Raw genomic sequence first — 12,969 nt, 5'->3', positions numbered from 1 at the left:
ATTCCGGATGAACGATCTCGCTGCCAATGCGCGGCGCATTCTTGATTTGTTGCAGTCGGCCGACCCCGGCCCGCATCAGTTTGTGCTGACCGATATTCTGAGCGCTCGTTTCCGCGAGCGGGGAGGCTCGGCTGAAGACTTCCAGCTCGGCCTTGCCTATGGCGTCGGCGAGGGCTGGTTCGTGTTCGAGGACGTGACGGTGCGCCTGACGCTGAAGGGCGCCTCCCTGCTCGTCTGAACGTCAGTTCAGCCGGATGATCCCGTCAACCGCCCTGTATTCAGCAGGCTTGATGAGGCCACAGTGCGCGACGCGCACGGAATGGAGCCCGCCTTCCAGGCGATCCCGCCAAAAATCGAGGAACCGGACAAGAACCGGGAAGTTCGGAGCCAGATCGTATTCCTGCCAGAAATAGCTTTGCAGCAGGCTCGGATGATCCGGCAGGCGATAGAGAATTTCGGCCGTGGTCAGACCATAGCCCTGCCATTGCTTGACGAAGTCAGACGACACCATGCGCGACTCCTTCCATATGTCATGGTGCCGACATCCTTTCCGGTCAACAAGCGGAGCGCGATTTTTCCAATGAATTCCGATTGTTAGCACTCAATTATGGCGAGTAGCAACAGAAGGTGCGGCGGGGTCGACATGCGCGGAATGCGGGATTCTCCCAAGCAGGCAACAAGGCGTTGTTAACCATGCGATCGACAACCTCCTGTGGTGTTCCGGCGACTTCGGGACCAGCTTGAGGGGGCCAAGATGGCAATGTTGGGCAGGGGAAATGGCGGAGCCGCCGATCAGAAGGCAAAGCTCGCGGCACTCGATCGCGTGCAGGCCGTGATCGAATTCGATCTCAACGGCACGATCTTGATGGCAAATGACAACTTTCTCGGAGCCGTCGGATATTCGCTCGACGAGATAAAAGGCAAACATCACTCGATGTTCGTCGAGCCAGCCTATCGCGACTCGCAGGAATATAAGGGCTTCTGGACAAAACTCAGACGGGGGGATTTCGAGGCGGCTCAATACAAGCGCATCGCCAAAGGCGGACGGGAAATCTGGATCGAGGCCTCGTACAATCCGATTCTCGGCAAGGACGGCAAGCCGAAGAAGGTGGTGAAGTTCGCGACCGACATCACCGCCCAGAAACTCGAAGACGCGGATCGCGCAGGGCAGCTCGCGGCGATCAACAAGGCGCAGGCCGTCATCCAGTTCACGCTCGACGGCATCATCCTCGATGCAAACGATAATTTCCTCGCGACGGTTGGCTATTCGCTGCCCGAGGTCAAAGGCAGGCACCATTCGATGTTCGTCGAGCCGACGTACGGCTCGAGCGCCGAATACGCGGCTTTCTGGGCGAGCCTCAAGCGTGGCGAATACCAGGCGGCGCAGTACAAGCGCCTCGGCAAGGGTGGCCGAGAAATCTGGATCCAGGCCTCCTACAATCCGATCATGGATGCCTCGGGTCGCCCATACAAAGTCGTGAAATTCGCGACTGATATCACCTCGCAGGTGAAGCTGCTCGATCAGCTCCGGGTGATGATCGACACGAATTTCGGCGAGATCGACCAGGCGGTCGGGCGTTCCGCGCAGGAATCGAGCGCGGCCATGCAGGCGGCGGCCGCCACTTCGGACAATGTGCAGACAATGGCGGCGGCCGCGGAGGAACTGGCCGCTTCGGTCGCCGAAATCTCGGGCGGCATGGCCAAATCCCAAGCTGCGACCGACAGCGCGTTCGAACAGACTGCGGTGGCAGGCGATTTCACCAAGCGGCTGTCCGATGCGGCAAGTGCGATGGGCGGCATCGTCAACCTGATCCAGAACATTGCCAGTCAGATCAATCTTCTCGCCCTCAACGCGACGATCGAATCCGCTCGGGCCGGGGAGGCGGGACGCGGTTTCGCGGTCGTCGCCCAGGAGGTCAAGAACCTCGCCAACCAGGCGGCGCGGGCGACCGAACAGATCAGCACCGAGATCAACTCAGTCCAGGATATCTCGAACGACGTGGTCAGCGCGCTCGGCTCGATCCGCGACTCGGTCAGCGTGATGCGGGAGCATGTGGTAGCGACAGCGAGCGCCATGGAAGAACAGAGCGCTGTCACCCGCGAGATGTCGATCAACATGCAGAACACGTCCGACGCGGTGTCCGCCATCTCCACCAATATCCAGACGATCAGTTCGTCGGTAACCCAAGTATCCTCGGCGGTCGCGACGACCCGCGACGCGGCACGCGTTCTCGCCAGATAACGGAAGTGAGGGCCGGGCGATCTTTCCGGCCCTCGTATGCAACGACGCTTGCCGGATCGCAGCTCCGGAGCGAAAATATCCTTATGGCGTTCTGGATAGAGCCGCTTCTGGCGATGCTCCGGCGGGGACAACCCGCAACGCTGGTTCATATCGCAAAGGTCGAGGGATCGGGCCCGCGGGAGCCGGGCGCCGTCATGCTCGTCGGCCCCGATGAGCTGCACGGGACGATCGGCGGCGGGGAACTTGAATATCGAGCAGTCAAACAAGCGCGCGCACTCGCACCGACCGGGCGGGGCGCGATCGATCAGACCTCGCTCGGACCCGAAATCGACCAATGCTGCGGAGGGCGCGTAACGCTGGCATACGAACCGTTCGGTGCGACCGATGTCGCGCTGGTCGAAGATCTGCTCCAGAAAGCGCACGGCTCGGTGCCTATCTGGCGGCAAACCGAGATTTCCGCGGGTGGAGATGTCCGCCGCGATTTTATCGACACCGAGCCTGGCGATCTTCCTGCCGACACCGAAATGGCTGTCATGACCGAGCGCCTGAACCCGGACCATATCGCCGTCTACATCTTCGGGGCCGGCCATGTAGGAGTTGCCACCATGCGGGCCCTTGCGCCGCTCGGCTTCGAAGTCACCTGGATCGATGACCGTGCCGGTCTGATGAGCGCAGACGCTGTGGCGCGGAAACTCGAACTGGCTATCCCTGAAAGCGCTGTCGAACAGGCGCCTTCGAATGCCTATTATCTCGTCATGACGCACAGCCACGACCTCGATCTGAAGATTTGCGAGGCAGTGCTGAGACGCGGTGATGCGGCCTATCTCGGGCTTATCGGTTCGAAGTCCAAACGCGCCCACTTCTTGCATCGCCTGGGCGAGACAGGGCTCGATGTTTCGCGTCTGACGTGTCCGGTCGGATTGCCGAATATACTCAGCAAGGAGCCGGCGGTCATAGCGGCGTCAATCGCGGCGGACCTGTTGTTGAGGCGGGAAAGAGGAGTGTCACATGCTGAAAAGTGACAGGGATATCGGATTCCTGCGGCGCGCTGTGGCCCTGTCCGGAGATCATGTGAAGGCGAGCGACAGCGGCCCGTTCGGGGCGGTGATCGTCCGCAATGGCGAAATCATTGCCGAGGGCTGGAATCAGGTCACCAAGACCAACGATCCGACGGCTCATGCCGAGATCGTCGCGATCCGGATCGCCTGCGAAAAGATCGAGAATTTTTCGCTCGCCGGCTGCGAGATCTATTCGAGCTGCGAACCATGCCCGATGTGCCTTTCGGCGATTTATTGGGCACGGCTCGACCGGCTCGTCTATGCCAATAGCCGGGGTGATGCCGCGGCGATCGGCTTCGACGACGACTTCCTCTATCGCGAGGTGGTCAAGCCGCTGCACGAGCGGGCGATCGCGACGACGAAGCACGACCTGCCGGAGGCACTTGATGTCTTCGCGGACTGGGCGGCCAATCCGAACAAGATTCCTTACTGAGGCATGAGTGGGCGGATGGGGCGAGACCAGAGTAATGGCATATGAATGCGATCCGCTTCCGGCTGAACGGCGCTCGGCTTGAAGAGGGCTTGATCCCTCCGTCGACGACGGTGCTCGATTACATCCGTGATCACCTGCATCTTACCGGCACCAAGGAGGGCTGCGCCGAGGGCGATTGCGGCGCATGCACGGTCGCCATTCTGAAGCCCGGATCGACGCGCTGGGAGGCGGTCAATTCCTGCATCATGCTGGTGCCGCAGCTAGACGGCTGTGCGATCCGAACGGTCGAGGGCGTATCGGGGCGAGGCCCGCTTCATCCGGTCCAGAAGGCCCTGGCGGAGGGCGACGGCACACAATGCGGCTTCTGTACGCCTGGCTTCGTGATGTCGCTGTTCGCGGTCCACCAGAACGGTGAGCCAACGGACACCGAAACGATCCACGACGTGCTTGCAGGAAATCTTTGCCGCTGTACCGGCTATCGACCGATCGTCGATGCCTGCAAGGCGGCCACCGCCCAATCTTGGGTCGAGATTGGCGACAGCGCGGTCGAAAAAGGCAGGACCAATTACCGGCGCGATGGTCACTATTTCATCGCGCCCTCGGACCTTCCCGCGTTGATCGCCGCTCTCGCGGAGAACCCGGGCGCGCGACTCGTCGGCGGCGCGACGGACCTTGGGCTACTCGCGGGTCATGAGCGGCAAGTGCTGCCGGCGCTGATTTCGACGGCGCATGTCGCGGAAATGAAAGCCGTCGAGGATACACCCCATCAAATCGTGATTGGCGGCGCAGCGACATTTGCTGATGCCCTACCTCTGCTCGACGAGCATTTCCCGGCGTTCGGGGAACTGGTTCATCGTATCGGTTCCCGGCAGATCAGGTCGCTCGGCACGTTTTCTGGAAATCTCGGTACGGCATCGCCGGTCGGCGACACGCTTCCCTGCCTGATCGCCCTCGGCGCCGAAGTGGAGCTCGCTTCGCAGGCGGGTTCGAGAACGATGAAGGTCGAGGATTTCATCCTGGGTTATCGGAAGACCGACCTGAAGCCGGGCGAGGTCATCGCGCAAATCCGCATCCCGAAGCTCCGCGATACGGAGAGCTTTGCCGCATACAAAATCTCCAAGCGCTACGATCAGGACATTTCGATCGTGCTCGCGGCCTTCCGCGTTACCCTCGGCGATCGTCGGCCGACGGATGTCGTGGCTGCGTTCGGCGGCATGGCGGACCGGGCCAAGCGTGCGCGGATGCTTGAGACGGAACTCGTGGAGAAGGGGTGGACCGCGCTCGACGATGCCGAAGACCTTCTCGCCGCGGATTTCACGCCGCTGAGCGATCATCGCGGCAGCGAGAAATATCGGCGTATTGTTGCGGCGAACCTCGTGCGGCGGATGCATCTGGAAGTGACCGCCTCCGGCGTTCCGCTGCGGCTGGAGGTGCTGTGAGCACCTCCCTCAATCGCATCGCGACCGGCGTCCATACCAGCCTCTCGCATGAGAGCGCGAACGGCCACGTCACCGGCTCGGCGATCTATCTCGACGACATGCCGCTGCCATCCGGCGCGCTTCATGCCGCCGTGCTGCTCAGTCCGCATGCGCATGCGCGGATTAAGAGCATCGACGTGACGAAGGCCGAGAAGGCTCCAGGCGTGATCGCGGTCGTCACGGCACAGGACATACCGGGTCACAATGATATCGGCCCTATCGGCAAGAACGAGCCCATACTCGCGCCCGGGCTGGTCGAATATGCCGGCCAGATCGTGGCCGCCGTCGCAGCCCGGACGCTCGATCAGGCGCGCGCGGCAGTAAAGCTGATCGAGGTCGAATACGAAGTTCTGCCGGCGATCCTCGATCTGGCCGAGGCGGTCGAGAACAAGCTGCTCGTGGCGAATGAAATCCACATCGAGCGCGGAGCGGTCGACGACACGCTGGCTGCCGCCACACATCGACTGAACGGTGAGGCGCGCTGCGGCGGGCAGGACCATTTCTATCTGGAGGGTCAGATCGCCATTGCCGTACCGGGCGAGGGGATCGACATGCAGGTCTATTCCTCGACCCAGCATCCGACCGAGGTGCAGCACGGCGTCGCCCATCTCCTCGGCGTGCCGTACTCGCAGATCACCTGTGAGGTACGCCGCATGGGCGGAGCGTTCGGCGGCAAGGAAAGCCAGGCGACGATCATCGCCGGCATCGCCGCCGTTCTGGCCCACCATTGCCGCAAGCCGGTGAAGCTTCGCCTTCCGCGCGACGTCGACATGCTCGCCACCGGCAAAAGGCACGATTTCCTGTTCCGCTACGATGTCGGCTTCGATGGCGAGGGGCGCATCCTCGCGCTCGATCTACTGCTGGCCGCGAACGGCGGCAGCGTGATGGATCTGACCCCGCCCGTGCTGAGCCGTGCGCTCTGTCACGCCGACAATTGTTATTACCTGCCGGTCGTCCGGCTGCACGGCATGCCGTGCAAGACCAACACCGTCTCGAACACGGCGTTCCGCGGTTTCGGCGGGCCGCAGGGCATGTTGGCAATAGAGAACGTGATCGACGAGATCGCCCGGCATCTGGGCGTCGGCGTGGACGAGGTCCGGCGGAGCAATTTCTACGGCGTAGGCGAACGGGACGTGACCCCGTACGGCCAGGTCGTCCACGACAACATCATCGCCGAGGTTATGGCCGAGCTCGACGCGGCCAAGAATCTCGCCGATTGGCGGGCTGATATCGACGCCTTCAATGAGACGAGTCCTGTCATCAAGAAGGGTCTCGCGACGATGCCAATCAAGTTCGGCATCTCGTTCAACAAGCCGGAGCTGAACCAGGCCGGCTCGCTGATTCATGTTTATGTCGACGGGTCGGTCCATCTGAACCATGGCGGCACCGAGATGGGACAGGGGCTCTACACCAAGGTCGCGCAGGTCGTCGCGGAGACATTCCAGATCGATCTCGACATGGTGCGTGTTACGGCGACCTCTACCGGCAAGGTGCCGAACACCTCGCCGACCGCCGCGTCATCCGGCTCCGATCTCAATGGAATGGCGGCGCTGAACGCCGCGACGATCATCAAGGAGCGCATGACCAAGGTGGCGGCGAAGCATTTTGACGTGCCGGCCAAGGACATCGTGTTCGCCGACAACCGCATCCATGCGGGCAATCGCTCGATCTCGTTCAAGGAATTGGCCGAGATGAGCTGGCAGCAGCGCGAGCAGCTATCGGCCGCCGGCTATTACAAGACGCCCGGCATCAGCTGGGACTTCAAGACGAACAGCGGCACGCCATTCTACTACTACGCCTATGGCGCTGCCGCCTCCGAGGTCGCGGTCGATATGCTGACCGGCGAGACGCGCGTGCTCCGCACCGAGATCGTCCACGATGCCGGCAAATCGCTGAATCCGGCGATCGATCTCGGCCAGATCGAGGGCGCCTTCGTGCAGGGCATGGGCTGGCTGACCTGCGAGGAACTGGTCTGGGACAAGGAAGGGCGGCTCAGGACCCACGGTCCGTCGACCTACAAGATTCCCGGCAGCCGCGACGTGCCGAAAGTGCTCAATGTCCGCTTGCTCGACCAGCCGAACCGCAAGCCTACGATATTCCGGTCCAAGGCGATCGGCGAGCCGCCGTTCATGCTGGCGATCTCGGTCTGGCTTGCGATCCGTGACGCGATCTCCAGCCTGAGTGGCCATCGCCTCGCGGCCCGACTCGACGCTCCGGCAACCAATGAGAAAGTCCTCGCCGCCGCGGAGGACATGAAGGCACGACTGGCGGGCACTGCATGACGATCCTCATCGTCATGCAGGATTGGCTCGGCATGATGGTGCGCTGGCTGCACGTCGTCACCGGCATCGCCTGGATCGGCTCCAGCTTTTACTTCATCGCGCTGGATCTCAGCCTGAAACCGCGCGAGGGGCAGGCGCCCGGGATCAAGGGCGAGACCTGGCAAGTCCATGGCGGCGGCTTCTACCGGATGATCAAGTTTCTGGTCGCGCCGAGCGAGATGCCGGACGAGCTGACCTGGTTCAAATGGGAGGCCTATGCGACCTGGCTGTCGGGTTTCGCACTGCTCGTCATCGTCTACTACTGGAACGCCGAGCTGTTCCTGAAAGGCGAGAATTCGGAGCTGACGACAGGCGGGGCGGTCGCGCTCAGCCTTGCGGGGCTCGCCGGAGGTTTCGCGGCCTACGAAGCACTTTGCCGGTCGCCGCTAAGGCATAGCCAGCTCGCCGTCGGCGTCGTGCTGTATGTCGCGCTCGTCCTGTTCGGCTTGTTCTACACCCATGTCTTCACCGGGCGCGGTGCGTTCATCCAGATCGGGGCGCTGATCGGTACGATCATGGTCGCGAACGTCTTCGTCGTCATTATCCCGAACCAGAAGATCATCGTCGCCGAACTCATCGCGGGCCGCACTCCTGACCCCAAGCTCGGCGATCAGGGAAAACTCAGATCGGTCCACAACAACTACCTGACGCTGCCGGTCATCCTGCTGATGATCTCGAACCATTACCCGCTGCTGCATTCGACCGAATACAGCTGGCTGATCCTGGCGCTGATCCTCGCGCTCGGTCCGGTCATCCGGCATTTCTTCAATTCGCGGCATGCGGGCCAAGGCAGTCCGTGGTGGACCTGGCTGGTGGCCGGGATGATCCTCATCGCGATCGGCTGGCTGTCGGATCAGGGGCGGCTTGATCTGGAGAGCAGCGCGCTGCCACCGACGTCCGATTTCGCCGAGGTCCAGAACCTCGTCATGGGTCGCTGCAGCATGTGCCATTCCGACAAGCCAAATTTCCCCGGGATTACCCATCCTCCACGTGATGTGAGGCTCGATACGCCAGAGCGCATCCACGCCCATGCCGCCGCTATCGGCCTTCAGGCCGCATGGTCGCGCAATATGCCGCCGTCAAATGTCACCGGCATGCTCGACGAGGAGCGCGCCCAGCTTGCGGCGTGGCTGAAGGCCGGGGCACCATCGCAGTGATGACCAAGATAGCGCTTGAAGACCTGAATGCCGCTCCCAGGGACGCCTTCGTCCGCTTCCTTGGCGGCATTTTCGAGCATTCATCATGGATAGCGGAAGCGGCGGCCGCGAAACGCCCATTTGCGACCGTCGCGGAGCTGTTCGCCGCTATGAGGTCCGCGGTCCACGAAGCCGATGCGAATACCCGCTTCGCTCTCGTTACCGGCCATCCGGATCTTGCCGGCAAGGCGGCGCGAGCCGGCAAACTCTCGGCCGAGAGCGCAGAGGAGCAGAAGGGCCTGGGAGTTGGCGATTTCTCCGAGGCTGAGTTCGCGCGCTTTCAGCAATTGAACCATGCGTATCGGGAACGCTTCGGCTTTCTCTTCATCATCTGCGTTCGCCGCCACACCAAGGATTCCGTTCTTCGCCAGTTCGAGAAGCGGCTGAAGAACAGCCGTGACGAAGAACTCGCGACCGCGCTGAAGGAAATCGAGAGGATCGCGGCGCTTCGGCTCGACGCGCTGGTCGAGGCTCCTGACCGCCTTCCGGTATACGGTCACATCTCGACCCACGTCCTGGATACGCATGGCGGCAGGCCGGCCGAAGGCGTCGCGGTCGAACTCGTCGAGATACGCGACAGCGGCAAGCCCCGGCTCATAACCCAGGCGGTGACGAATGCGGACGGGCGGACATCCGAGCCGATGTTCAGCGGTCAGCCGATCGCCATTGGCACCTACGAACTCCGCTTCGACATCGGCGCCTATTTCGCGAGGCTGAACCTGGCCGATCCGCCGTTCCTGACACGGGTGCCGGTGCGCTTCTCCGTCTCCGCACCGGAAGGTCGCTACCACGTACCACTGGTCGTCACTCCCTGGAGTTACTCGACCTATCGTGGCAGCTGATTGTGGGGCAGAGAGAAATCCGTCTGAGGGAGAACGAACTTCAACGCCCTCAGCGCGTTAGTATTCTGCCACCCGAAAAACAATCGGGCTGGGTGCTCGAACGTCAGGGCATCGAGAGGGTGGTGCGGGTCGTCTCTACAAGAGTCGCTCGTTGAATGGCGGCAAAGAGGTATGTCGACACTGCATATCCCGTCGCTGCCAACAATGCCCCGAATGCGGCTGGATGTCGCAGGTTTTTGTGCTAGGCTGACGACCTAACAAGAAGGAGCCGAACATGGCTTGGGAAACGCCGGTTATCGTGGAAACCTCCTGCGGTCTTGAAGTGACCGCTTACGCGCCTGCCGAAGGCATCGAAGGCGACGGCGAGTTCTGATCGCTTCATTTGAAGGCGATTGTTCTCGGAGCAGCGGCCGGCGGTGGTTTCCCGCAATGGAACTGCCGCTGTGCCGTTTGCGCGCTCGCGTGGGCCGGTGACGAGCGGGTCAAGCCCGCAACGCAATCGAGCCTGGCGATCAGCACCGATGGCGCGTTCTGGCTTCTGCTGAACGCCTCGCCGGATATCGGCGCACAGCTGAGAGCGACCCCGGCGCTTTGGCCCCGGGGTGAGCGGGAGTCTCCGATCACGGCCGTGGCGCTGACGAATGCCGATATCGATCATATCGGCGGACTGCTGACGCTCCGGGAACGCCAGGCCTTTTCGATCTTCGCGATGAAACAGGTGCACGCAGCGCTGACGATGAATCCGATGTTCTCGGTGCTGTCGGCGCCTGTGCGCATGGAGGTGTACTCGGGTGTGCCCTTTCGTGCACTTGAGGGCCTGGAATGTGCACTCGTGGCCGTACCGGGTAAGGTCGCGTTGTTTCTCGAAGGCGAGTCCCCGAAGCTGGCGTCGGACGAGGGCGATACGGCCGCGGCTTTCGTCAGCGACGGTAACAAGACGCTCGCCTACGTTCCTGGCTGTGCTTCGCTGACCGACAGGCTGATCGACCGGCTGTCGGGAGCCGACGCCGTATTGTTCGACGGCACGCTTTTCAACGACGACGAGATGATCCGGGCCGGTGTTGGCGAGAAGACCGGTCGGCGCATGGGGCATTTGCCGATCGCGGGCGAGGGCGGTTCGCTGGAGATTCTTTCAAGACTGCCTGTCGCTCGCAAAATCTACATCCATATCAACAATACCAATCCTGTCTGGATCGACGGGTCGCCGGAACGGCGCGAGGTCGAGGCAGCCGGAGTCGAGATTGCCTATGACGGCATGGAGATCGTGCTGTGACGACATTGCTCTCGCCGGACGAACTCCATCAGCGCCTGCTTTCCGTCGGCGCCGAGCGCTACCACGACAAGCATCCGTTCCACCGGCGCCTGCATGAGGGCCGTTGCAGTCGCGGGCAGGTCCAGGCCTGGGCGCTGAACCGCTTCTATTACCAGGCCCATATCCCGGTGAAGGATGCGGCTTTGATCGCTCGCATGGACGATTCCGCGCTTCGGCGGGCATGGCGTCAGCGGCTGATCGACCATGACGGCGCCGAGGCGGGCGATGGTGGTGTCGAACGGTGGCTGCGTCTGGCGGAAGGCGTCGGTCTGGATCGCGGGGATGTGGCAGCCCATCGCGGCGTGCTGGCCGGCACGAAATTCGCAGTCGAAGCCTACGTCCATTTCGTCAGCGAGCGGTCGCTTCTTGAGGCGATCGCCTCGTCGCTCACCGAACTGTTCTCTCCGGCGATCATCCAGAACCGCGTCCAGGGCATGCTGGCGCACTACGATTTCGTCAGCACGGAGACGCTCGCTTATTTCACTGCCCGTCCGAGCCAGGCCAAACGTGATGTCGAGGTCGCGCTCGACTACGTGACGAGAAATGCCCGCACGCCGGACCAGCAGCAGGCTGTCGTCGCCGCATTGGTCTTCAAATGCGATGTCCTGTGGTCGATGCTCGATGCGCTCCACTACGCCTATGTCGAGCCCGGAAATCTGCCTCCCGGCGCCTTCATTCCGGAGGCATCATGACCGCTTTGGCCGAAGACATCATCCCGCGCTTCGCACGAGGCGTCCGGCTTCGGGAAGACCCGGTCCGCGGGGGTTGGAGCCTGCTTGCACCGGAACGCGTGCTGACGCCGAACCCGGTCGCGGTCGAGGTGCTCAAGCTCTGTGATGGCAACAGGAGCCTGTCGGAGATCGTCGACGAACTCGCCGCACGCTTCTCCGTCGATCGCGCACGCATTGAAGCCGACGTCGAGGCCCTGCTCGCCGACCTGCGCGCCAAACGAATGGTGGAACTGCTATGACCGCGCCTCCGCCACTCGCGATGCTGGCGGAACTGACGCACCGCTGCCCGCTGTCGTGTCCCTATTGCTCCAACCCGCTCGAACTCGACAAACGTTCGGACGAACTCGACACCGGGACCTGGGTCCGGGTCTTCGAGGAAGCGGCCGCGATCGGTGTGATCCATCTGCACCTGTCCGGCGGCGAGCCGGGAGCGCGGCGCGATCTGGCCGACCTGGTGCGCGGAGCGGCGGGGGCGGGGCTCTATACGAACCTCATCACGTCCGGCATCGGTCTCGACCGGCCGCGGCTGGAAGCGATCGCGGAAGCCGGCCTCGATCATGTCCAGCTTTCGATTCAGGATGTCGACGAAGCCGCGGCCGACCGTGTCGCCGGTCTGGCAGGCTCGCATCGCAGGAAGCGCGACTTCGCCCGCATGGTCGGCGAAATCGGTCTTCCGCTCACCATCAACTGCGTCATCCATCGCGAAAACGTCGCCCGCGCCGGAGACATGGTTCATGAAGCCGTCAGCATGGGCGCGCGACGAGTGGAGGTCGCGCATGCCCAGTATTACGGCTGGGGTCTGCAGAACCGCGCCGCGCTGATGCCGGACCGTGAGGATGCGCTTGCTGCCGGTGAGACCGTGGAACGGCTTCGGGCCGAACTCGTCGGCACAATCGTGATCGACTACGTCCCGCCGGATCACTTCGCACGCTTTCCGAAGCCCTGTGTCAACGGCTGGGGACGGCAATCGCTGAACATCACGCCGCGCGGCCGCGTCCTGCCTTGCCATGCGGCCGAAAGCATTCCCGGTTTGGAATTCTGGAACGTGGCCGAGCATTCGTTGGCGGACGTCTGGCAGAACTCACCGGCGTTCAATGCCTTCCGCGGCACCGACTGGATGCAGGAACCCTGCCGGAGCTGCGCGCGCAAGGAAGTGGATTTCGGCGGATGCCGCTGCCAGGCCATGGCGCTGGCGGGAGATCCGCGTGCCACCGATCCCGTCTGCAGCTACTCGCCGCTGCATCATCTGGTCCGCGAGATTACGGGCGGGACCCATGAAGGTGAGGGATGGACGCCCCGAGGTCGTGAGCAAAGAGCAAAAGACGAGCCGATTCCGCTACCAGTATCCTAATCAGG

Annotated in this window: 12 protein-coding genes and 1 pseudogene; 12 read left to right on the top strand and 1 reads right to left on the bottom strand. The window is 62.6% G+C overall.

The window, feature by feature from the left end; all coding sequences use genetic code 11:
* The first annotated feature begins 7 nt into the window (after positions 1-7).
* Positions 8-238 carry a hypothetical protein gene (locus ACFPFW_RS12040; RefSeq protein ID WP_114956072.1) on the top strand — a complete coding sequence of 77 codons (231 nt, stop codon included), beginning with the start codon at positions 8-10 and terminating at the stop codon, positions 236-238.
* Between the two features lie 3 nt (positions 239-241).
* Here the strand turns inward: ACFPFW_RS12040 and ACFPFW_RS12035 are convergent, their stop codons facing one another.
* On the bottom strand, positions 242-511 hold the full coding sequence (locus ACFPFW_RS12035) for an usg protein (RefSeq protein ID WP_114956073.1): 270 nt from the start codon (positions 509-511) through the stop codon (positions 242-244).
* 243 nt (positions 512-754) lie between these two features.
* Here ACFPFW_RS12035 and ACFPFW_RS12030 point away from each other — a divergent pair, with 243 nt between their 5' ends.
* The 11 genes and pseudogenes from ACFPFW_RS12030 to pqqE all read left to right on the top strand — a co-directional run bounded on the left by ACFPFW_RS12030 (position 755) and on the right by pqqE (position 12,964).
* Positions 755-2,242 (top strand): methyl-accepting chemotaxis protein, encoded by a 1,488-nt coding sequence (locus ACFPFW_RS12030; protein WP_379770867.1) that lies wholly within the window; start codon positions 755-757, stop codon positions 2,240-2,242.
* 83 nt (positions 2,243-2,325) lie between these two features.
* Positions 2,326-3,264 (top strand): xanthine dehydrogenase accessory protein XdhC, encoded by a 939-nt coding sequence (xdhC, locus tag ACFPFW_RS12025; protein WP_114956196.1) that lies wholly within the window; start codon positions 2,326-2,328, stop codon positions 3,262-3,264.
* Positions 3,251-3,733, top strand: coding sequence for a nucleoside deaminase (locus ACFPFW_RS12020; protein ID WP_114956074.1), 483 nt, complete (start codon positions 3,251-3,253; stop codon positions 3,731-3,733). Before xdhC ends, ACFPFW_RS12020 begins: the two co-directional genes overlap by 14 nt.
* Before the next feature lie 41 nt (positions 3,734-3,774).
* Entirely contained in the window at positions 3,775-5,172 is a 1,398-nt protein-coding gene (gene xdhA, locus ACFPFW_RS12015; protein WP_114956075.1) for a xanthine dehydrogenase small subunit, read from the top strand.
* A complete protein-coding gene (xdhB, locus tag ACFPFW_RS12010) occupies positions 5,169-7,493 on the top strand; it encodes a xanthine dehydrogenase molybdopterin binding subunit (RefSeq protein ID WP_114956076.1) in 2,325 nt (774 codons plus the stop codon). Before xdhA ends, xdhB begins: the two co-directional genes overlap by 4 nt.
* Entirely contained in the window at positions 7,490-8,689 is a 1,200-nt protein-coding gene (locus ACFPFW_RS12005) for a urate hydroxylase PuuD (RefSeq protein ID WP_114956077.1), read from the top strand. Before xdhB ends, ACFPFW_RS12005 begins: the two co-directional genes overlap by 4 nt.
* The gene (gene uraD / locus ACFPFW_RS12000) at positions 8,689-9,570 is read left to right on the top strand and encodes a 2-oxo-4-hydroxy-4-carboxy-5-ureidoimidazoline decarboxylase (RefSeq protein WP_114956078.1); all 882 of its coding nucleotides are present in this window, start codon (positions 8,689-8,691) and stop codon (positions 9,568-9,570) included. Before ACFPFW_RS12005 ends, uraD begins: the two co-directional genes overlap by 1 nt.
* A gap of 274 nt (positions 9,571-9,844) precedes the next feature.
* Entirely contained in the window at positions 9,845-9,943 is a 99-nt protein-coding gene (gene pqqA, locus ACFPFW_RS11995; protein ID WP_114956079.1) for a pyrroloquinoline quinone precursor peptide PqqA, read from the top strand.
* Positions 9,944-9,952: 9 nt separating this feature from the next.
* Entirely contained in the window at positions 9,953-10,843 is an 891-nt protein-coding gene (pqqB, locus tag ACFPFW_RS11990; RefSeq protein WP_114956080.1) for a pyrroloquinoline quinone biosynthesis protein PqqB, read from the top strand.
* Positions 10,840-11,852 (top strand): annotated as a pseudogene (pqqC, locus tag ACFPFW_RS11985) (pyrroloquinoline-quinone synthase PqqC). Before pqqB ends, pqqC begins: the two are co-directional and overlap by 4 nt.
* On the top strand, positions 11,849-12,964 hold the full coding sequence (pqqE, locus tag ACFPFW_RS11980) for a pyrroloquinoline quinone biosynthesis protein PqqE (protein ID WP_114956083.1): 1,116 nt from the start codon (positions 11,849-11,851) through the stop codon (positions 12,962-12,964). Before pqqC ends, pqqE begins: the two are co-directional and overlap by 4 nt.
* Positions 12,965-12,969 lie beyond the last annotated feature (5 nt).

Source organism: Flaviflagellibacter deserti (assembly GCF_042652085.1).
GTDB lineage: Bacteria > Pseudomonadota > Alphaproteobacteria > Rhizobiales > Methylopilaceae > Flaviflagellibacter > Flaviflagellibacter deserti.
Note: the sequence above shows the minus strand (reverse complement) of the source record. Positions and strands in the feature narration are given on the sequence as shown.

Coding starts and splice junctions, on each gene's coding strand:
- ACFPFW_RS12040 (WP_114956072.1), top strand. CDS start 8: ATGAACGATCTCGCTGCCAATGCGCGGCGCATTCTTGATTTGTTGCAG.
- ACFPFW_RS12035 (WP_114956073.1), bottom strand. CDS start 511: ATGGTGTCGTCTGACTTCGTCAAGCAATGGCAGGGCTATGGTCTGACC.
- ACFPFW_RS12030 (WP_379770867.1), top strand. CDS start 755: ATGGCAATGTTGGGCAGGGGAAATGGCGGAGCCGCCGATCAGAAGGCA.
- xdhC (WP_114956196.1), top strand. CDS start 2,326: ATGGCGTTCTGGATAGAGCCGCTTCTGGCGATGCTCCGGCGGGGACAA.
- ACFPFW_RS12020 (WP_114956074.1), top strand. CDS start 3,251: ATGCTGAAAAGTGACAGGGATATCGGATTCCTGCGGCGCGCTGTGGCC.
- xdhA (WP_114956075.1), top strand. CDS start 3,775: ATGAATGCGATCCGCTTCCGGCTGAACGGCGCTCGGCTTGAAGAGGGC.
- ACFPFW_RS12005 (WP_114956077.1), top strand. CDS start 7,490: ATGACGATCCTCATCGTCATGCAGGATTGGCTCGGCATGATGGTGCGC.
- uraD (WP_114956078.1), top strand. CDS start 8,689: ATGACCAAGATAGCGCTTGAAGACCTGAATGCCGCTCCCAGGGACGCC.
- pqqA (WP_114956079.1), top strand. CDS start 9,845: ATGGCTTGGGAAACGCCGGTTATCGTGGAAACCTCCTGCGGTCTTGAA.
- pqqE (WP_114956083.1), top strand. CDS start 11,849: ATGACCGCGCCTCCGCCACTCGCGATGCTGGCGGAACTGACGCACCGC.